The following is a 19,314-nucleotide window of genomic DNA, read 5'->3' on the forward strand; positions in this document are numbered from 1 at the left end:
TGCTCGAAACAATAGGGACACGGCAGGGCAATCCCCACCCACTAGCGTTCTGGGAAACCCGACACGGGTATCACCACGCCCTACCTCTGGAGTCTTCATGTTCAAAGATTCATCCGAGGTGCTGAAGTTCATCAAGGACGAGGACGTCAAGTTCCTCGACATCCGTTTCACGGACCTCCCCGGTGTGCAGCAGCACTTCAACATTCCGGCATCCACCGTCGACGAGGACTTCTTCACCGTCGGCCAGTTGTTCGACGGCTCCTCGATCCGGGGGTTCGCGAACATCCACGAGTCGGACATGCAGCTGATTCCGGACGTGACGACGGCGTACCTCGACCCGTTCCGTGAGGCGAAGACGCTCATCATGGTCTTCGACATCTACAACCCTCGCACGGGCGAGATCTACCACAAGGACCCGCGCCAGGTCGCGAAGAAGGCGGAGAAGTTCCTCGCCTCCACCGGCATCGCCGACACCGCCTACTTCGCGCCCGAGGCGGAGTTCTACATCTTCGACGACGTGCGCTATGAGGTGACGCAGAACTCGAGCTTCTACTCGGTGGACTCGTCCGAAGGCGCCTGGAACACCGGCCGCGAAGAAGAGGGCGGCAACCTCGGCAACAAGACTCCCTACAAGGGCGGATACTTCCCGGTCTCCCCCGTCGACAAGACGGCCGACCTCCGCGATGACATCTCGCTGAAGCTCATCGAGGCGGGCCTCCAGCTCGAGCGCGCCCACCACGAGGTCGGCACCGGCGGTCAGCAGGAGATCAACTACAAGTTCGACACGATGGTCCACGCGGCCGACGACATCTTGAAGTTCAAGTACATCGTCAAGAATGTCGCTGAGCAGTGGGGGAAGGTCGCGACCTTCATGCCGAAGCCCCTGTTCGGTGACAACGGCTCGGGTATGCACACCCACCAGTCCCTCTGGCTCGAGGGCAAGCCGCTGTTCTACGACGAGGCCGGCTACGCTCAGCTCTCCGACACCGCCCGCTGGTACATCGGCGGTCTGCTGGCACACGCGCCGTCGGTTCTGGCATTCACCAACCCGACGCTGAACTCTTACAAGCGTCTGGTGAAGGGCTACGAGGCACCGGTCAACCTGGTCTACTCGGCCGGTAACCGTTCGGCGGCGGTCCGCATCCCGATCACGGGGTCGAACCCGAAGGCCAAGCGTCTCGAGTTCCGTGCTCCCGACTCGTCAGGAAACCCCTACCTCGCGTTCGCTGCGCAGCTCATGGCCGGTATCGACGGCATCCTGAACCGCATCGAGCCGCACGAGCCCGTCGACAAGGACCTCTACGAGCTTCCTCCCGAGGAGGCGAAGCTCATCCCTCAGGTGCCGAACTCGCTGCTGGACTCGCTTGAGGCCCTGCGCGCCGACCACGAGTTCCTGCTGCGGGGCAACGTGTTCACGCCCGAACTCATCGAGACCTGGATCGAGTACAAGTTCGAGAACGAGATCCAGCCGATCAACGCCCGTCCTCACCCCTTCGAGTACGAGCTGTACTTCGGGGTCTGATTCCGGGAGGCCCTCAGAGCCACACTTCCGGTTCTTGAGACCAGCAATTTACTGAGCCCCAGGCGGCAGTTGCCGTCTGGGGCTCAGTCTATCTCTGGACGTTTACGGACGGCTACGGGTAGTAAACGGACAGGTTTTCGGACAGCGTGTGTGCCCGCTTCTGCGCACCCGAACAGCGCGCTGACTCAACGGGTCGCTACTACAGCAGTCCACCGACAGGAGCCCGGGTGAGTTCAGACGCGACGGCATAGCTGACCGCTGGCGCCGCAGCCCATCGTTCCGGTGGCAACGCGCCGAACATCAGCTCCAGCGCGAGCCCGACTTCAGTATTGAGAAGCCCCTGCAAGGTGAGCGGCAACGAAATCGACGCGAGCGCGCTGCGCGATTGGAGGTTTCGCGCCGAGGCATCCGTCAGTGCGTTAGCGCGAAGCTCTTCAAGAATCCCGTCGAGCACACCCTGCACTTCAGCCGAGACGCCCAACTCTCCTGAGTGGGGCGCGATGAGGTCGGCGACGAGCAACGGCTCACCGGGAGCAACAGGCTGCTTTGCAGCATGGGTGTCGGGGATGGCTCCACCAAACGCCGCTTGCCGGATCAGGCTCTGCGCCACATGTCGTGCGGCGGGAGTTCCCGCAAGCGCGGTTTTCAGGGCGTTGCGGATGTACATGAGGTCGTTCTTGCTTGCTGATCCCGCCGCGGAGAGCCCAACTGCTAGCGCACGGTCATCGATTGGGACGGTCCCGGTAAGGCAGCGCAGCGCGACGTCGATGAGCCTGCGCTGCCACCGCGGGGTAGTGGCGGCGAGACCATCATCGAGCAGGAAAGCAGCGACTTCCGGGCCGACAGAACAGAGCCACCCCGGCCAGCCCTCTCGCTGGTCGACTCGCTCGACGACCTCGGCCACGAGATCACGGCGATGGTCTGGTCCCTCTGCGAACAATCGGCCGGCGATGAACACGAAAGTGTTCCGCCAATGCGGGCTCGATGCAATGGCCATCATGCGCACACGCACCTGCTCGTCGGTGCCGCTGCTCAACGCGCGTGCAGCCATGACTTCCTGGAGGCTACGGATCTCGAATGACACACCATCGTCCTCCGCAGGGACCAAGAGAACAAGGCGCTCTGTCGCGGCCTGCACGATCCGATCAGCGATGCGTTCGATCCCTTCGCCCGGCTGGTAGCCGACCTCGACGAGTCGCTGCATAGCGAGCCCGCGCAGCTCAGGCTTGCTCATGATGGCCCGCGAATCGGTCGCGGTTTCGGCGTGCACCTGGAGCGCAAGTCCGACAGTCTCGTGCAACTCGGTGATTGCTCGTCGCTGCTCTGCGAGCAGAGGGGCGAGTGTGGTTGTCTTTGCGGACTCGCGCTCGTAGATCGTCTCGAAGTAGCGCCAGAACAGTTGGTATCGGTCAGCGGGAAGTACGCCGAACCGCTCCAAGATGAGCGTCATGATGAGCACCTGGAGCGGCGTCTTCATCAATCGCAGCATCGTTGCGTCCGCGGCGTGGCGTTCAAATCGCGAGATGACTTGGTCTCGCCGATCCAGGTCATCCGCAAGTCGCCTCGTCGTGACATGACGGCCGTATGAGAGCGCGGTATCGGCATCGAGGTACCGCAAGCTCAACTGCCGGAACCTCTCAGGCATGATCTGCTCGTCATCGCTGGTGGGACGTGTCGTGATGATGACAAGGAGGTCCGCATCGCCTTGATCGGCGTCCTCCACGAAAGCTCGAATCTCATCGAGCACGCGAGGACGGACTTCAGGCGCTGTCACTTCATCCAGGCCATCCAAGATGACGAGACTCGGCCAGTTCACCATCCATCGCCGAAGCGTGTGCGGCTTGATCTCGATCTCAGCACGGGCAGCGACCCGCTCGCTGAGCCAACGCAACAGACTCTTGTCACCACTAGGCCCGATAGCGTCCGCATACTCGGCAAGGTTCACGCGAATAGGCCAACGATGGTTCCGAGGTGACTCGACCTGAACACGTCGGAGTGCGTCGGCAGTACCGTCACGCACGTCAGCCGCAGTCGGCGTCAGCAATTCGTCGGATAAGAATGCCACTCGATACATCTGGGTGAGGAACAGCGTGATGGTGCTCTTCCCGCTCCCTGGCTGACCCGTTATCACGAGGTGCCTGGCATCATGTGCGAATGACGGCTTGAGAACGGACTCAGCGTGCAGGATCACCTCCTTGAGCAGCGACGCGTCCGAGTCCTCTGTGCCTTCGGCTTTCAGATCGATGAAGACCTGCTCGACTGACTGCCGACTCGTCCCGCCCGCCTCTCTGAAGTTGACCCAACGTTCAGTACCGATCGTGTTCAGCGCATGAGCTTTGAGGACAGGCTCAAACTCGTCAGGCGTCAGCAGACCATTCAGCGAGTTGAGCCGGGCAAGAATATCGCCGACCGTCAGCAGTCCCTTGAAGGCGGTTCGAACTCCGTCGAATGCGGTGAGCAATCCATTGAGCTGGTCACGATGCCAGACCTTCCCGGCCCTCATCCCACGCGCGCGAAGTGAGTCGGGTTTGCCGTCGCTGCCGATCCTCGAGTCTGCGATACGTTGCGAGATGAACGAGTTGATCTGGTCGATGCCGCCGGTCCCGGAAACGCTACTTAGGCGGGCGTTCGTGACGAAGACGACATACTGCGGCAGCTGCCCCCGCCGGCTGTCGTCGCTCATCCATGCGTCGAACTCGTCCGAGATCTCCTTGCGCAACCACGCGGCATTCTGCGCAGGAGTCCCCAGCGTCTCCTTCTGTTTCGCCTGGATCACGACGTATCCGTCCCACGACTCGGCACCGAACCCGGCCGTCGCGGACCAGTTGACTTGGCCTCTGTAGGTCGCTTCTCGCCCTCCGTCGGGGCCTGAACCGAATGCCTCTACGCCGTTACCCAGCACCTTCAGCACGAGCGCCACGGTGAGTTGCTCGAAGGCACGGGGACTCAACTCCTCGAGCGGATAGTCCTGCGCCATAGGTGAGAGCCCCCTGCAAAGTTGCCGTCTTCCGATCTTCGCACCTTGCAAGGACAACGATCCTTGGCGCGCGGGCTTGTCGAACTCCCTGTCACCTCAGACGAGCAGAGGGCACCCTGTCGTGTGCTCGTCAGGCGCGCGACGAGGTGAGCAGCGGGGCGTCCTCGCTGATTGCGTACCCCGCCGACTCACGCTCGGCGAGTCGACGGTCACGCCGTTCGGCGACGCGCGCCCGGATCAGGACGACGAGCGTAATCGGCCCGTTGACGAGGAACTTCAGCGCGTTCCAGATGAAGAGCAGCACGAGCAGGTTCAGCCAGCCCGGCCCGCCGTCGGCGATCCAGACGGTCAGGAGCCACGCGCCGAGCAGGTACGGCGCGGCGATGAGCATGGCGGGCACGCCCCACTTCAGTCCGCGGCGCGTCCGCACCGCGTTGAGCAGGATGTTCGTCGGCATGTACGTCCGCAGGAACAGCCGAACCCGGATGCTGAGATTCCAGAGCAGTCGGAGCATGATGTCCGCCTCCTGAGAGGGTGCGTAGCTCCGCCGAGGAGGTAGATCATGTGGTGAGCGTCCCGAGGGGACCGTCGCAAGCGACCTAGAAATCGTGGCTACTACCTCGACACCCAGGGTACGCCCGACCTCGGACACACGGAAGGGCACTACAGGCGTGGCGCGGATACCCCGACTGCGCTGACCGTGGACTCCGGTTCTGCTGCGCGTGCCGCGAGCTGTTGTGCGCGCAGGATCGCGGCGCGTGCTCGCGCGGCGTCTGTGCGCTGCCGGGCGTCGTCGCCGATGAGTCCGAGCGCGCTGGTCTCGGTGATGCCGTAGGTGTCGCGGTAGGCCGCGACGGTGCGCCCCTCGCGTCGCCAAATCGCGGCAAGTTGCGGATCGGCGGGCTTTGGGCCGAGTTCCGCGGCCCATGCCTCGGATGCCCCAACCGCTTCGGCGACGAGTGCATCGGCGCGCTGCTCGATGAGTACGGCGCGTTCGCGGAGCGCGGCGCGCATGTCGTCGTCCATCGTGCCGAGAGCCGGGGTGATGAGTCCGGCGATAGGTAGGGCGGCCTGGCGCACGCGCCCGGCACCGTCCGCTCGGCCGAGGGCACGGATCACCCGTTCGTGGAGCACCGCGGCCACGTCGCCCGCGTCATCGAGCGGGCGCGAAGCGACGAGCGCGCGAAGCAGGCGCTCCGTGTCGTACCCGTCCGCCTCGGCGCGGCGCAGCTCGGCACCGAGCACACCGAACGCGGTCGATCCAATGGCGGCGTCGGCTTCGGCCGCGGTGAGTCGGGTGGCGCGCACGAGGGCTTCCCAACGTGGTTGCTGTGCGGCGGCGGCGATGGTCTCGTACTCGGCGGCGAGCTGGCCAACCGAGCACCAGGCGTCCTGCTCGGCGGCGATCATCTGACGGGCGGAGAGTTCCGCTCCAACGTGCTGGAGTACCCCGGCGAGCACCTTGCGGGCCGCGACTGCGGCGGTGTCCTGAGTGGGAGGGTGGATGTGGTCGTCGTCGGGACGGTTGATCGAGACGTAGGCGGTGTTCCCGACCCTTCCGCGGGTCATGGCGACGTAGAAGTTCTGGCGCGTCGCGCCGGGTTCGACGAGCGTGTGCCCGGTATCGACGGTAACCCCTTGCGCCCTATACGCGGTGACCGCGTAGCCGAGTTCGACGTGCTCAGCGACGTACTCAGCGGGGAGGCGCACGGTCGCGCCCCAGCGCCGTCCGGCGAGACGTACCCGTAGCGATCCGTCGGCGCCAATGGCGGTGATCGTCCATCGACTGCCGTTGCGCACCCAGCCGCGGCCGATGCGCAGCTCGCGGTCATTGCGGCGGGTGATGATCGCGTCCCCGACGGATGCCTCGGTATCGTCATGCAGCCGCACCTCGGCGCGCGCGTCGACCTGCCCGGCGAGGACGAGATCGGCGCGGGCGCGCTGGTTCAGGGTGGTGACCATCGCACTCGACTCGGCGATGAGGATGCTTGCCAGTCCAGCGGCGCGGTCGCGTTGCCACGCAGCGTAGGCGGCATCAGCCATGCGCTCGGCCTCCCCTGCGTGGATGCGCCCGTGGGCCTGGTAGGTGTCGATGGCTTCGATGCGCCCGTGGCGCAGTTCGAGGGTGGCTTCCTTTTCCCAGGCTGCGGCGATGCGGCGCACGTCCGTCAGCTCGGGCACATCGGCGCGGTCGGCGACGAGCATCCCGAACGCTCCCCCGGCGTCGACGGACTGGAGTTGCGCGGGGTCGCCTACGAGCAGCACCTTCGCTCCGGCGTCGGCCGCGATGCGCACGAGCCGGTCGAGCGCGAGCGTCCCGGCAAGGGATGCCTCGTCCACGATCAGGAGCTGCCCAGCGGTAAACCCGGTCCCGTGGTCGCGGTAGGTCTGCCACCACTTCGCGGTGTTCTCCGTCGGGATGCCGAGGTCACCGGCCAGCACTTCGGCCGCGACCGCGGACGGTGCCAGGCCGACGACTGAGCCGAGCCCGCGCTCGGCCTCCCACGCGCGCCGCAATGCGCGCAGCGCGGTGGTCTTGCCCGCCCCCGCGGGGCCGACGAGCAGGTCGAGCATCCGGCCAGACGACGCAATCGCTGCGAGTGCGGTGCGCTGGTCGTCCCCGAGCGCGCGCCCACCGTGAGGTTGCAGCGCGTGCGCGATGGTTGCGTCGGCCAGGCGCGGTGCAACCTGCTCGCGGGAACGTGCAAGCAGCCGATCCTCAGCAGCGAGCACCGCGGCACCGCTATAGCGGGCGGCGTTGCGAGGCCGGAACACGCTCGTCCCGTCCGCGCGCTGGAACGCGGCCGGACTGGAGGCAAGCTCGGGCGGGGTGAGCCGGATGGACGCCTGCTCTGCGGCATCGACGATCATGCCAGTGATCGCCTCGCGGTCCTCCGTGCCGGTGAAGCGCCAGCCCATCGTCTGCCGTGCTGCCTCGGCGTAGAGGTTCCAAAGATTCCACGTCGTGCGCTTCTCGGCAACCGCGGCGACCACCGACGCGCCGAGCCTTGCGATCCGCTCCAGCGGCACATCCTCCGCGCGCAGGAGCTTCGCGGGCTCGACCGCGACGGCTTCTCGCGTCCATTCGGTTGCGTCCCGGCCCAGCAGTCGGCTCGCGCGGGTGCGCCACTCCTGGGCGAGGTCGGCGAGCGGGTGGACTTCCTTGTCGGGCCGGGTTGCCAGCGTCGCCTGCTGTCGAAGCCGGATGATCGTCTCCCGCGACGGCGCGTGCCCGTGCGCCATCTCGTACTCGGCGATCAGTCGGTCCTTCTCGATGTCGATGTGCCGGGACCGGGACGAGAACTCCGCGACCAGTTCCTCCGGCACCGTGGCGACCGCCCACACCGGGTTGCGGTCGGCTCCCCGCTCCCGCTGCTCCCAGCCGACGCCGAGCGCGCGACTGAGGTGGTCGGCGAAGACCGCGTTGTGCAGCTCGCTCAGCGCCACGGTCGCCGCGTGCAGCGGCCGGCTGTCCAGCGACCGCCACTTGCCGTCGAACACGGTGCGCACCTTGTTGCTCATCACTACATGCGTGTGCAACTGCGGATCGCCCGCCCGCGAATCGAAATGATCGAACGCCGTGGCGATCAGCCCCGTCACTTCGACCTGCGCAACCGCGCCGTCGCGGGTGGTTGCGCCCGAGCGCGTCGCCGCAACCGCCCGCTCCATGAACGCAACGACCTCTGCAACGGCCGCATGGTGCGCCCCTGCGATCTGCGCCTGAGTCGCTGCGTCCGCAAGACCCCACACCACCGACGCGGACTTCGGCAGTGAGAACGTGAAGTCAAACCCCGCGACCGCCCGCCGCGACCTGCGCGCCGATTCCTCCGCCTCGATCACCGCGACTGCCTCGGCGCGCTCCGCCGCGCCCAGCGCCGGATCGAGCCAGGAGAGCCGCGTGGCGATCCGATCCTCAACGGCCGGGAACACCGGGTACGCCTTCCCCAGCGGATCGCCCGTCACCGGGTCAAGGCCCATGCCCAGCAGGAGCTGGAGCTGCGCCTCGGACACCTGCGCACCTTCGTGGATCTCGCCGTTCCCGAGCGCGGCAAGGCCGCCGCCCATCCAGCGGCCGGTTGGAGTGCCCGCCTCGGCGTAGTAGTGGGTCAGCGGTGTCGAGAGCGCCCGCTCGCCGTCGGCGGATGCCACGGTGCGCAGCAGGTACTTGTAGCCGTCCCCCGCACCCATGACCCGCATCGAAACCGACACCCGGCACCGCCTCTCTCGTCAAAGAGGTGAGCCACTGAGCCCGCCGTCAGGCGGGGTCAGCCTCGATGTGCCAGACGTGTACTGGTCTCTGGAGAGCGCCCGAGGTCGTGGTCGCGGCCGGCACGGCCATCGTGCTGGTCAACTCGGTGGTGCACGCCCGCAGTATTTTCGAGCTCGGCGACACGGCGCTCGCGCTGGCGTCGCCTGCTACGGCGTCGGATCGCTGCTCGTGGCGCTCACCATGCCAAGCATCGTCGAGCGGATTGGCGTGATCCGCACGATGATCGCCGGCGTCGTCGTCATCGCCGTCAGCCTGGCAGGCGCCCTCGTCGTGACTGTCGTCCCGGTGACGACGGGAGCCGGGTGGATCGCGCTGCTGATTCTCTGGGCAGTGCACGGAGCAGCGACGTCGCTCGTGAACACCCCGTCGTCGCGACTGCTCGCTGACGCGTCCACGCCGCAAAACCGCAACCTCGCTTACACCGCGCAGTTCGCACTCTCGCACGCCTTGTTCCTCATTACTTACCCGATCGCGGGTTGGGCGGGGGCGATCAGCCTCACCTTTGCTGCGGCCACTCCTGCTGGTGTGGGAGTGACTGGCGCTGTTGCCGCAGTCGCCCTGGCCATGATCTCAGGGCTGCACGCCGCAGCGATCACGTCGCCTCTGGCTAGACGCCCAGATCGTCACGTTCCGCGTGGCAGGTGCTCGAGGTGTCCGATGGCTTCGTCGAGGAGTTCGGTCACGTGGTCATCGAAAAGCGTGTAGTGGATGTGGCGGCCGTCGCGGTCGCCGGTGACCAGGTCGAGGTGCCGCAGCAGCCGTAGGTGGTTCGACACAGTTGTCTGGCCGACGGCGAGTCGCACGCTGAGTTCGGTGACGGTGCTCGGCCGCTCTCGGAGCACACTCAGGATGCGCAGGCGCACCGGCGACGCCAGTCCCTGCATGATCTCCGCCAACTGCTCCGCATCCGCAACCGACAGCGGCTCCGATTCCTGCTTCTGGCTCACGGTCATCATTGTGCCCCGATCGCGATAATCATTCACAACTACAACATATCACAATGTTGTGATGTATTGTCGTTGACATGAACGCTTCTCCGACCACCGCCCCTTCCACCGCGGATACGCAGGAGCACGCGCACGGCTCCGCACGGTGGGAGCTGTGGTTCGCAATCGCGTCCGGCGTCACCTACGGGGCCGGGATGATCGCGGAGTTCGCGCTGGGGCTGCCGATGCTCGGCTGGCCGCTGGCGTTCTTCCTCGCCACGTACTTCTTCGGCGGCTTCTTCACCGTGCGCGCCGCGATCGCTTCCACGTTGCGCGGACGGTTCGAGGTCGACTTCCTCATGCTGGTCGCAGCCGTTGGTGCCGCCCTGATCGGACGCTGGGCCGAGGGCGCGGTGCTGCTGTTTCTGTTCAGCCTCGGGCACGCGCTCGAGGAGTACGCGCTCAGCCGGGCCAGCAAGTCCATCGAGGCCCTCGCTGAGCTCGCGCCCCGCACCGCGTTGGTGCGACGCGGTGACGGCGAGCCGGTCGAGGTGCCGGTGGAGCAGATCGCGGTGGGCGACATCGTGGTGATCCGTCCGAACTCGCGTATCCCCTCGGACGGGTTTGTGATCTCCGGGGTATCTGCCGTGGACCAGTCCGCGGTGACCGGCGAGTCGATCCCGGTCGAGAAGGAGGCCGTCTCCGACCCGGAGCGGGCGATGCGCACCGTCGACACGCTCCCTGCGGCGAACCGGGTGTTCGCTGGCACGGTGAACGGGTCCGGGGTGCTGGAGGTCGAAGTGACCGCCACCGCCGCGGACTCGACGCTGAGCAAGGTCGTCGAGCTGGTCCGCACCGCCGACCAGGCGGCCTCCCCCACTCAGCAGTTCATCGACCGGTTCCAGCGCTGGTACGTGCCCGCCGTGATCCTCGGCGTCGCCGCCACGCTGCTGGTGTCGATGTTCGCGTTCGGTCAGGCGTTCCCGGATACGTTCTACCTCGCCATGACGGTGCTGGTCGCCGCCTCCCCCTGCGCCCTTGCGATCGCAACCCCCGCCGCGGTCCTCGCCGGGGTCGCCCGCGCGGCCCGTGCCGGTGTGCTGGTCAAGGGCGGTGCCCCGTTGGAGACGCTCGGCAGGGTGAAAGCGATGGCGTTCGACAAGACCGGCACCCTCACCTGGGGTCTGCCCCGCGTCACCTCGGCCACTCCTGCCGCCGGCGAGGCCGGCGCGGCACTGGTCCCCACCCTGGTGGCCGTGGAGTCGCTCAGCGATCACCCGCTCGCGTCCGCGATCGTCCGCGACCTCGGGGACCAGGTGCCCGACAGCGCGAGGCTGGAGGCGACCGATCTGAACGCGGTCGTCGGCCGAGGCGTGCGCGCCACGATCGGCGGGGAGCCGGTCGAGGTCGGCAACCTGCGGATGTTCACCGACCAGCAGCTGACCCTGCCGGTCGAGCTCGAGGACGCCTACGAGCGAGCGAGGGACTCGGGGCAGACGCTGATGATCGTCCGCCGCGCGGGTCGGTTCCTCGGCCTCGTCGGGGTGATGGACGCCTCCCGTGCGGAGTCCGCCCAGGTGCTGCAGGCTCTGCGCGGCGCGAACGTGGGGCAGCTGGTGATGATCTCCGGGGACAACCAGCGTGTCGCCGATGCGGTCGGTCGCGAGGTCGGCGTCGACACTGCGGTCGGAGAGCTGCTGCCCGAGGACAAGGTCGCTCAAATCACTCGGCTCGCCGGAACGCACCGGCCGATCGCGATGGTCGGCGACGGTGTCAACGACGCTCCTGCGATGGCGCGTGCCGACATCGGCATCGCGATGGGCGCCGCCGGCTCCACCGTCGCCCTGGAGACCTGTGACATCGCGCTGATGAGCGACGACCTGGGCCGTGTTCCGTTCGCGGTCAGGCTCAGCCGCGCCACCAGCCGCATCATCCGGCAGAACCTCATCGCCAGCCTCGCCATCGTCGCGCTCCTCGTCATCGCGACCTTCATCGGGCTCAACATCGGCGCCGTCGTCCTCATCCACGAAGGTTCCACCCTCATCGTCGTCGCCAACGCTCTCCGCCTGCTGAACTTCGAGCGCGGCAAGGAGCACCACGGCATCGACCACGAAGACAAGCCCACAGCCTGAGCGACGGAGCAGCTCCTGCGCCAGTCTTAGGACGCGAAGGGCATCGGTGAGCGACTCGCCGGTGCCCTGGCTACATCGCCCAGCAGGAGTGCACGGTGCCGGTCGTGGCCTGCGCGACGGTGGGGATGGTCTCGACGAACGTGCGCGTGATCGTCTCGGCGGCCGCGTATTCGATGACTCGCCACCCCACGACGCCGAAGTCCTCGTCGAGCGCTTGCAGCGCGCACGCGAAACCGGAGCCGGAGGGTGGGGTGGCTTGGAAGGACACCGTCACGCTGCGTTCGTCGACGAGCTCGAAGCCGGTCTCGTCGTATCCGACGTCGTCGAGCGAGTTGGAAACGGTCAACCACGACAGCGCCACGACGGACGCCACGGCCAAGACAACGACGCTGACCCAGAACGCGCGACCCCGCAGGGGTCGCGCGCCGCGGCCGTAGCGTTCTGCGAGCTCCTGCTCCGTCGTCATCTGGGTCTCTTCTCCCGCGAGTTCACGGCCGGGGTCAGCCGCGGTGGCGGGCGTCGCGCTCGGCGAGCTCGAGCAGGCGCGCGTTGTACTCCTGCAGCTCTGCCTCGGCGGTGCGGTCGGCGTGCCGGTCGCGGCGCCTGGTCTCGCGGTCATCGCTGCGGCTCCACTGGATGGCGACCGTGATCGCGAGGATCAGCGTGGGGATCTCGCCGATCGACCACGCGATTCCGCCGCCGGTGTACTGGTCCTCCAGCGGTGTCGCACCCCAGGTGCGACCCATCGAGCCGAACCACTCGGCGACCAAGAGCCCCGACTGCATCATGATGGCGATCCCGAAGAAGGCGTGCATCGCCATGATGCCGATCAGCAGCAGCAGCCGGCCCGCGTAGGGCAGCCGGTACGGCACCGGGTCGACGCCGATCAGGGAGAGCACGAACAGGTAGCCGGTGATGAGAAAATGCGCCACCATCCACTGGTGTCCGAGGTGGTCGTACAGCGACCAGCGGAACAAGTCGGTGTAGCAGAAGATCCACAGCGACCCGATGAACAGCCCGGCGGCGACGAACGGGTTGGTGAGGATACGGGCAACCGGGGAGTGCACGGCCCACAGGATCCACTCGCGGCCGCCGCGGGTGCCGTCCTCACGCTTGCGGATCGTCCTCGCGGCGAGCGTGACTGGAGCGCCGGCGACCAGCAGGACGGGGATCGCCATCGTGAGCAGCATGTGCCCGACCATGTGCATGCTGAACAGGTAGTCCTGATAGACGTTGACGACGCCGCCGGTGACCCACACCAGCAGGACCATCCCGACGACCCACATGATCGTCCGGTGCACCGGCCACGCATCGCCGCGACGTTGCAGACGCCACACCCCGGCGAGGTAGAAGAACACCGCGAACCCGGCCACGACCGCCCAGAGCAGGTCGATGTTCCAGGCGGTGAGCCACCGGTCGATGGTGAGCTCCGCCGGCAGCGGCGCCCCGGTGAGCCGTTCCGCCGGCGACGGGGTCACCGGAAGCGGGGTCGGGTTCGGCGGAGGCGTGCGGGCCAGCGCGGCGGCGGCGCCGCTGGCCAGACCTATGACCGCCAACTCAAACACGACGAGGGTCCAGAAGGACCGGCCGACACGGTCGGAAGTGCGCATCGTGCCGATCAGGCGGGCGCGATACCAGACGCCGAAGAAGCCGAGCGCGACCAGCGCGACCACCTTCACGGCGAGGATCATCCCGTACGGGGAAAGCAACGCGGTCCAGTCCTGCAGCCCGATCGCGGCGCGCACCGTGCCCGACACCGCTACGAGCACGAACGTGGCCAGCGCGATGCTCGAGTAGCGGGCGACGACGTCGGCGAGGCGGCCCCGCGAAAGCAGCGGGCGGACCACGACGAGCAGCAGGAGCCCGCCGACCCAGACCGCGGCGCCGATGATGTGCAGGATGAGCGCCATCATCGCCTCGTGGTGGAACGCGTCGTCGCCGGAGTGCCCCTGAGTGCCCATCGGCACCAGGGCAGCGACCGCGAGGGCCGTCACCACGAGTGTGGCCGGCCAGGACCGCACCGCGAAGGTGAGGACAGTGAGCGCCGCGCCCGCGACCGTCGTGATCAGCCAGGTGCGGCCCACCTCGGTCTCCACGAGGAACCGGCCGATCTGCGCGCCGAACACCGGCCCTGCGTCCAGCGTGGGGTTGAACACGTTGACGAAGGTGAGAAACCCCGTGACGCCGGCGGCCACGGTGAACACGGCGGCGGCGATCGAGGCGGTGTCCAGGACGACGTCGAACTCCCGCTCACCCGCCCGCAGGGTGAACAGGGCCGTCACGAGCACGCCCACCATGCCTGCGGCGGAAAGGTTCACGATCAGCTTCGCGATCGGGAGACCCCACCGCACGAAGGGGCCGGCATCTCCAAGCTGCAGCCCGGCTGCTCCCCCGCCGAACGCCAGCCCTGCGAGCAGCGCGACGAGCGCGGTCCCGACAAGGATCGCGGGGCCTGCAGCGCGGAGGGCGCGCGGAGTGAGCCGCAGCACGGTTGCACCCTGCGCGGAGGGGTGGCGGGTGGTGGCCGGGGTCACGTCAGCTGAGGCCGGAGTAGGCGTGGAGTCCTTTGAAGAACATGTTGACAATGGTGAAATTGAACAGGACCGTGATGAACCCGATGATGCACAGCCAGGCGGAACGGGTGCCGCGCCATCCCCGGGTCGCGCGGGCGTGGATGTAGCCGGCGTAGAGCACCCAGATCACGAAGGTCCACACCTCCTTCGTGTCGAACCCCCAGTACCTTCCCCAGGAGTCGTTGGCCCAGATCGCGCCCGCGATCAGCGTGAAGGTCCAGAACACGAACCCGACGATCACAAACCGGTACGCGAGCGACTCGAGCGCGTCCGCGGGCGGCAAGGTGGCCAGGAAACGGGGACCGCTGCGCCGCACGTCATCCCCGGTTATGGCCGTGGTGCGGCGTTCGCGGCGGGCCTGCAGGAGCTGGGTGACGGCGAGGCCGCAGGCGATCGCGAACAGGGCGGTGGCCAGCGAGGCAACGAAGACGTGGATGACCAGCCAGACGCTCTTGAGCGGGTCCATCAGCGGGACGACCTCGACGTAGAACGTGATCGTCGCGCCGCCCAGCAGCAGCACCACCATGCCGATCAGGAACGCGCCGAGGAAGCGGAGGTCATAGCGGCGCAGGACGGCAAGGTAGACGGCGACGATCAGGACCGTGCCGGTCAGGGCGAACTCGTACATGTTCGCCCAAGGCACCCGCTCTGCGGAGATCCCCCGCAGGATAGTGCCGCCCAAGTGGAACAGGAACGCGAGAACTGTCAGCGCCGTCCCGATCCGCGCCCACACGAGTCGTGAACGCTGCGCCGGCGGCACCCGCATGTCCCCGGGCGGGGCGGGGGGAGGTTCCCCTCCCCCGGAGTCCGCGGCTGCCGCTGCGCCGACCAGTGCGGGCTCACGGCGGGGCACGCTGGCGGGGACGGAGCGTTGGGCGAGGTCGATGGTGTAGGCGATGAACGCGAGCAGGTAGGTGGCGATCGCCGTCCACACCAGCAGCAGCGAGATGCCGTCGAGGGAGAGCGGGTCAGTTCCGGTCATGGCGGGGGTGTCCTCTTCATCAGTGGGGGTGGCGGGTTCAGCCTGCGTTGGTCTGCAACCAGACCAGCGAGTCCACGGCGGTGCCGTCGATGTAGACCTCGAAGTGCAGGTGGTTGGCGGTGGAGCGTCCGGTGCTGCCGACGAGGCCGACCAGCTGCCCGGCGGTGACGGTGTCACCGGCAGCGACCTGTCGGCTTCCGGTCTGCATGTGCGGGTAGACCGTGCTCACCCGCTGGCCGTTCAGGACGGATTCCACGACGACGGTGACGCCGTAGCCGCCGTAGCTGTCCTGCGAGATCCTCACCACGCCGTCGAGGGAGGCGTAGACGGGGGTGCCGCCGGCGGCGACCATGTCGGTGCCCATGTGTGCGCCGCCTCGCGCACCGAACCGGTCCGTCACGGTGAAGGGGCCGCCCACCGGCCAGCGCACCAGTCCACTGCCCGACGGCACCATGCTGTAGTCGAACGGGACGGACGCGACGCTAGCTGAGGCGCGTGCGCGGGCGGCGGCGGCCTCCGCCGCCTTCTTCCGGTCGATCTCCTCCTGAGTGGTGGCCGAGTAGCTCTCCCGGGCCAGCTGTGTCCTGGTCGCGTCGGAGGCGACGACGAGGGACTGGGCATCGTCGGAGGCAACCTGCTGCAGGGTCAGCGGCTCGGGGGCCGTCGTCTGCCAAGCGCCGTAGGCAGGTAGGGCGACGGTCGCGATCAGGCCGCTGACCATCGTGAGGACCGCCAAGCTCCGCACCGGGCGCAGCATCCTCGAGTCGCGCGGCGGCACGCTGGAGGCAGAGAGTTGCTGGGTGCGGGTGGTGGCCGTGCGGTGCGAGGCGGTGGCCTTGCGGAGGCTGCGGCGTGTGGGGGGCGTCTGGGGCTGGTCGGCGTCGGGTGCGGGGAGCTGTTCCGTCATGATGTCCTCCTTCGTGTCGGGTCAGATGGAGATGCCGCGGGCGGCGAGGAAGTCGATCGGGTTGACTGGGGAGCCGCCCACGTAGGCCTCGAAGTGCAGGTTGCAGCCGAACGCGTTTCCGGTGTTGCCCTCGCTGCCGATCAGGTCGCCGGCGTTCACCCGTTGGCCGTAGCCGACGAAGAACCCGCCGGGGCGGATGTGGGCGTATCCGGTGCCGATCCCGCCGCCGTGGTCGATCTTGATGTAGTTGCCGTAGCCGCCGTTGTATCCGGCGTAGACGACGGTGCCCGCCGCGGCCGCGTAGATCCCCGCGCCGCAGCCACCGCTCAGGTCGACGCCGTAGTGGTAGCTGGTCGAGCAGTACCCGTTGCCGCATTGCGAGCTGCGGGGACCGAACCCGGAGGTGCGCGGCCCGGAAGTGGGGCGCGCCCACCCGGAGCTGACCACACCGCCCCCTCCGGATGCCGCGGCCTGACGTTGCGATTCGGCTCGTTCGGCGGCGCGGCGGTTCTCCTCGGCGATGCGGGCGGCCTCGACACCGGCCTGGTAGTCGGCCACGGTTTTCGTGGTGGTGTCCTGCAGGGCGGCGAGCTGCGCCTGCAGCTCGCCCAGTCGGAGGGTCTGCTCATCCAGCGCGGTCTGCGCGGCGTCGGCGGCCTGCTGCGACTCGAGCCTTTTTTGCTCGGCGATCTGCTGCAGCCGGTCGCGCTCATCGCGAGCGACCATCGCCTGATCGCTCAGGCCCTGGGCTGCATTGCGTGCGGTGAGCGCCGTGGCGTAGACGGTCTGGTTGCGTTCGAGGAGCTTGTCCATGAGACCCAGGCGGGCGAGCAGGTCGTCAGCGGTCGCCGCGGAGCCCGACAGGAACAGCTCCACCGCTGCGGTGTCGCCGCCGTTGCGGTACAGTTGCGCAGCCACCCGTCCCGCCCGATCCGACGCGGCGGCCGCGGCGGCCGCTTCCTCGTCGGCTTGAGATTGCAGGGAATCCGCACGGGATGCGGCGGCGAAGTAGTCCTGTTGGGCGGTGTAGAGCGCGTCGGCGGCCTGCTCGGCGAGAGCGCGGGTGCGTTCGACCTCACCTGTGAGGCTCTGGATCAGCTCTTGGATCCGGGCGATCTCCGCGGCCTTGGCCGCTTCGTTCGCTTTCGCCGCCTGCACGTCGTCCCACGACGGGTACGCCGCCGCAACCGCAACGGGCAGGTACGGATCTGTGAGGATGCCCGCGGCGACGATGCCGAGAACCCCCAGCCCGAGCGCCCCGCGACGGGTCATTCCCGGCCACAGGGCGCGGCGCTCGACCGGTGACGGAGCGCAACCGCACTCCTCCCCCATGCTCAGACGGGAGGCGCCTGGTTGAACCTGCTGCCTATGTCGCATCTCGATCTCCCCTCACTCGTCCGACCCGACCACCGGAGCTGCTCCTGACGCGACGATCCCCCTCGCCGGCAGCCCCTCGCATCCGGCGGCGGTGGAGGACGCCGAGCGCGACCAGAACCATGACGGCCGCGAGAGGGAGAATCCCCGTGACCCACGGGCCGACCATCACTGCCGGGGTGAGCCCGGTGCGCAGCGGCACGGTGGTGACTCGGCCGGCGGCGGTGTTGACGTCGACGGTGTCGATCGTGGTGCCGTCTGGTGCGATGACCTGGCTGGTGCCGACGGTGGAGACGTTGACCACGGTGCGTCCGGTCTCGATCGCCCGCATCCGTGCGAACGCGAGTTGCTGCATGTTCTCGTCGGTGCCGCGGAAGTCGGCGTTGTTGGTCTGGAACACGTACAGCTGAGCGCCGGCGCGGGCGCCGTCCCAGATGACGGTGTCGTAGATCACGTCGAAGCAGATCGCCAACCCGACCCCGACGTCACCGACAGTCACTAAGGGCGGGTTGGTACCGGGGGTGTATTCGCGTTGGATGAGGCTGACCAGGTCGGGGGCGAGGAGCTCGTACAACCACCGGTCGGGCACGTACTCGCCGAACGGGACCGGGTTGACCTTGTCGTGCCACTGCGGCTGCGCGCGGTCTCCGGTCCACAGCAGCGAGGTGTTGAACACATCCGCGCCGCGTGTCGTGGCGGCGTTCAGGAGCAGCGGTGCGCCAGCGTCACGGACTACCCGGTCCAGGGTTGCGGCGGTGGCTGGGGTGGCGAGGGGGTCGGAGTCGACCGAGCCCTCGGGCCATACCAGCAGGTCCATCGGCTGCCGGAGCAGCGGCTCGGTGGCGGCGGTCTGCGCGGCGAGCATGTCGCCGGGGTTCCGGGCGTCGAAGTAGCCGGCGGGGCCGTTGCCCTGCACCCACCCGACGGTGAACGTGCCGGCGCCCGTGGTGGGGAACTGCGGGACCGCGACCAGCAGCAGCAGACCGGTCGCGGCGGGGAGGAGACCGCGCGAGAAGCGGATGCCGCCGGAGCGGAGCCACTGCAGGAGCGCGGCGCAGACGGCCGCGAGGAGGAAGGACAGCCCGGTGACGCCGGTCCAGGACGCGAGCTGGGGCAGGGGGCCGTCGACTTGGGTCATGCCCAGCCGCGCCCACGGGAATCCCGAGTACGGCCATGCCCCCATCGCGACCTCGCGGGTCGCCCAGAGCCCGGCGACCAGCAGCGGCACTCCGACCAGCTGCCCCGGCCCTTGGGGGCGGAACCGTGCGGTCCACCGGTAGGCGAGGGTGATCGGGAGGGCTCCGAGGCCGAACAGCACCGTTTCCAGGCCTGCCAGCGCGATCCACGGTACCGGGCCGAGGAACTCCCCCACCCAGACCAGGTGGGTGAAGTAGAACGCTCCCCCGAACACCGTGCCGGCCAGCAGCGCCCCGCCGATGCTGCGGCCGATCAGGGTGGCGAGGGCGAGGGTGACGCTGACGAGGGCGAGCGGCCACCACCCCAGCGGCGGCGACGCGAGATCCAGCGCGACTCCGCCGGCCGCGGCGACCGGCACCGCTGCCCACAGCGGCAGCACGGGACTCAGGTCACGGGCGTCCGTCCTCCCACGGGCGGCAGGCCCTGCGGCGAGAAGGGGTGTGGTGGTGTGCAT

Annotated in this window: 13 protein-coding genes; 3 read left to right on the forward strand and 10 right to left on the reverse strand. The window is 68.1% G+C overall.

Annotated elements, in window-relative coordinates; translation table 11 throughout:
* Positions 1-97 precede the first annotated feature (97 nt).
* Positions 98-1,522, forward strand: coding sequence for a type I glutamate--ammonia ligase (gene glnA / locus ACSGC5_RS03780; protein WP_434969276.1), 1,425 nt, complete (start codon positions 98-100; stop codon positions 1,520-1,522).
* A 199-nt stretch (positions 1,523-1,721) separates the two neighbouring features.
* Here the strand turns inward: glnA and ACSGC5_RS03785 are convergent, their stop codons facing one another.
* From ACSGC5_RS03785 to mobF, 3 genes are all read right to left on the reverse strand, one after another.
* Positions 1,722-4,241 carry an NACHT domain-containing protein gene (locus tag ACSGC5_RS03785; RefSeq protein ID WP_434969277.1) on the reverse strand — a complete coding sequence of 840 codons (2,520 nt, stop codon included), beginning with the start codon at positions 4,239-4,241 and terminating at the stop codon, positions 1,722-1,724.
* A gap of 388 nt (positions 4,242-4,629) precedes the next feature.
* Positions 4,630-5,013, reverse strand: a complete 384-nt coding sequence (locus ACSGC5_RS03790) for a sulfate permease (protein WP_434969278.1) — start codon at positions 5,011-5,013, stop codon at positions 4,630-4,632.
* A gap of 149 nt (positions 5,014-5,162) precedes the next feature.
* Complete coding sequence (gene mobF / locus ACSGC5_RS03795) at positions 5,163-8,708, reverse strand: MobF family relaxase (RefSeq protein ID WP_434969279.1); 3,546 nt, start codon at positions 8,706-8,708, stop codon at positions 5,163-5,165.
* Between the two features lie 241 nt (positions 8,709-8,949).
* Here mobF and ACSGC5_RS03800 point away from each other — a divergent pair, with 241 nt between their 5' ends.
* Positions 8,950-9,474 (forward strand): MFS transporter, encoded by a 525-nt coding sequence (locus ACSGC5_RS03800; RefSeq protein WP_434969280.1) that lies wholly within the window; start codon positions 8,950-8,952, stop codon positions 9,472-9,474.
* Here the strand turns inward: ACSGC5_RS03800 and ACSGC5_RS03805 are convergent.
* The gene (locus ACSGC5_RS03805) at positions 9,393-9,716 is read right to left on the reverse strand and encodes an ArsR/SmtB family transcription factor (RefSeq protein WP_434969281.1); all 324 of its coding nucleotides are present in this window, start codon (positions 9,714-9,716) and stop codon (positions 9,393-9,395) included. The two genes, ACSGC5_RS03800 and ACSGC5_RS03805, sit on opposite strands and share 82 nt — an antisense overlap.
* A gap of 77 nt (positions 9,717-9,793) precedes the next feature.
* On the opposite strand from ACSGC5_RS03805, the gene ACSGC5_RS03810 reads away from it, so the two are divergent.
* The gene (locus ACSGC5_RS03810) at positions 9,794-11,827 is read left to right on the forward strand and encodes a heavy metal translocating P-type ATPase (RefSeq protein ID WP_434969282.1); all 2,034 of its coding nucleotides are present in this window, start codon (positions 9,794-9,796) and stop codon (positions 11,825-11,827) included.
* Positions 11,828-11,897: 70 nt separating this feature from the next.
* Here ACSGC5_RS03810 and ACSGC5_RS03815 read toward each other — a convergent pair whose 3' ends face one another.
* From ACSGC5_RS03815 to lnt, 6 genes are all read right to left on the reverse strand, one after another.
* Positions 11,898-12,293: a DUF4307 domain-containing protein gene (locus tag ACSGC5_RS03815; protein ID WP_434969283.1), complete on the reverse strand. Its 396-nt coding sequence runs from the start codon at positions 12,291-12,293 to the stop codon at positions 11,898-11,900.
* A gap of 34 nt (positions 12,294-12,327) precedes the next feature.
* Positions 12,328-14,316: a cytochrome c oxidase assembly protein gene (locus ACSGC5_RS03820; protein WP_434969412.1), complete on the reverse strand. Its 1,989-nt coding sequence runs from the start codon at positions 14,314-14,316 to the stop codon at positions 12,328-12,330.
* Between the two features lie 46 nt (positions 14,317-14,362).
* Entirely contained in the window at positions 14,363-15,382 is a 1,020-nt protein-coding gene (ccsB, locus tag ACSGC5_RS03825) for a c-type cytochrome biogenesis protein CcsB (RefSeq protein ID WP_434969284.1), read from the reverse strand.
* Between the two features lie 37 nt (positions 15,383-15,419).
* On the reverse strand, positions 15,420-16,289 hold the full coding sequence (locus tag ACSGC5_RS03830) for a M23 family metallopeptidase (protein WP_434969285.1): 870 nt from the start codon (positions 16,287-16,289) through the stop codon (positions 15,420-15,422).
* A 21-nt stretch (positions 16,290-16,310) separates the two neighbouring features.
* Positions 16,311-17,561 carry a peptidoglycan DD-metalloendopeptidase family protein gene (locus tag ACSGC5_RS03835; RefSeq protein ID WP_434969286.1) on the reverse strand — a complete coding sequence of 417 codons (1,251 nt, stop codon included), beginning with the start codon at positions 17,559-17,561 and terminating at the stop codon, positions 16,311-16,313.
* A 94-nt stretch (positions 17,562-17,655) separates the two neighbouring features.
* Positions 17,656-19,314 (reverse strand): apolipoprotein N-acyltransferase, encoded by a 1,659-nt coding sequence (gene lnt / locus ACSGC5_RS03840; protein WP_434969287.1) that lies wholly within the window; start codon positions 19,312-19,314, stop codon positions 17,656-17,658.

Source organism: Microbacterium sp. bgisy207 (assembly GCF_965345035.1).
GTDB lineage: Bacteria > Actinomycetota > Actinomycetes > Actinomycetales > Microbacteriaceae > Microbacterium.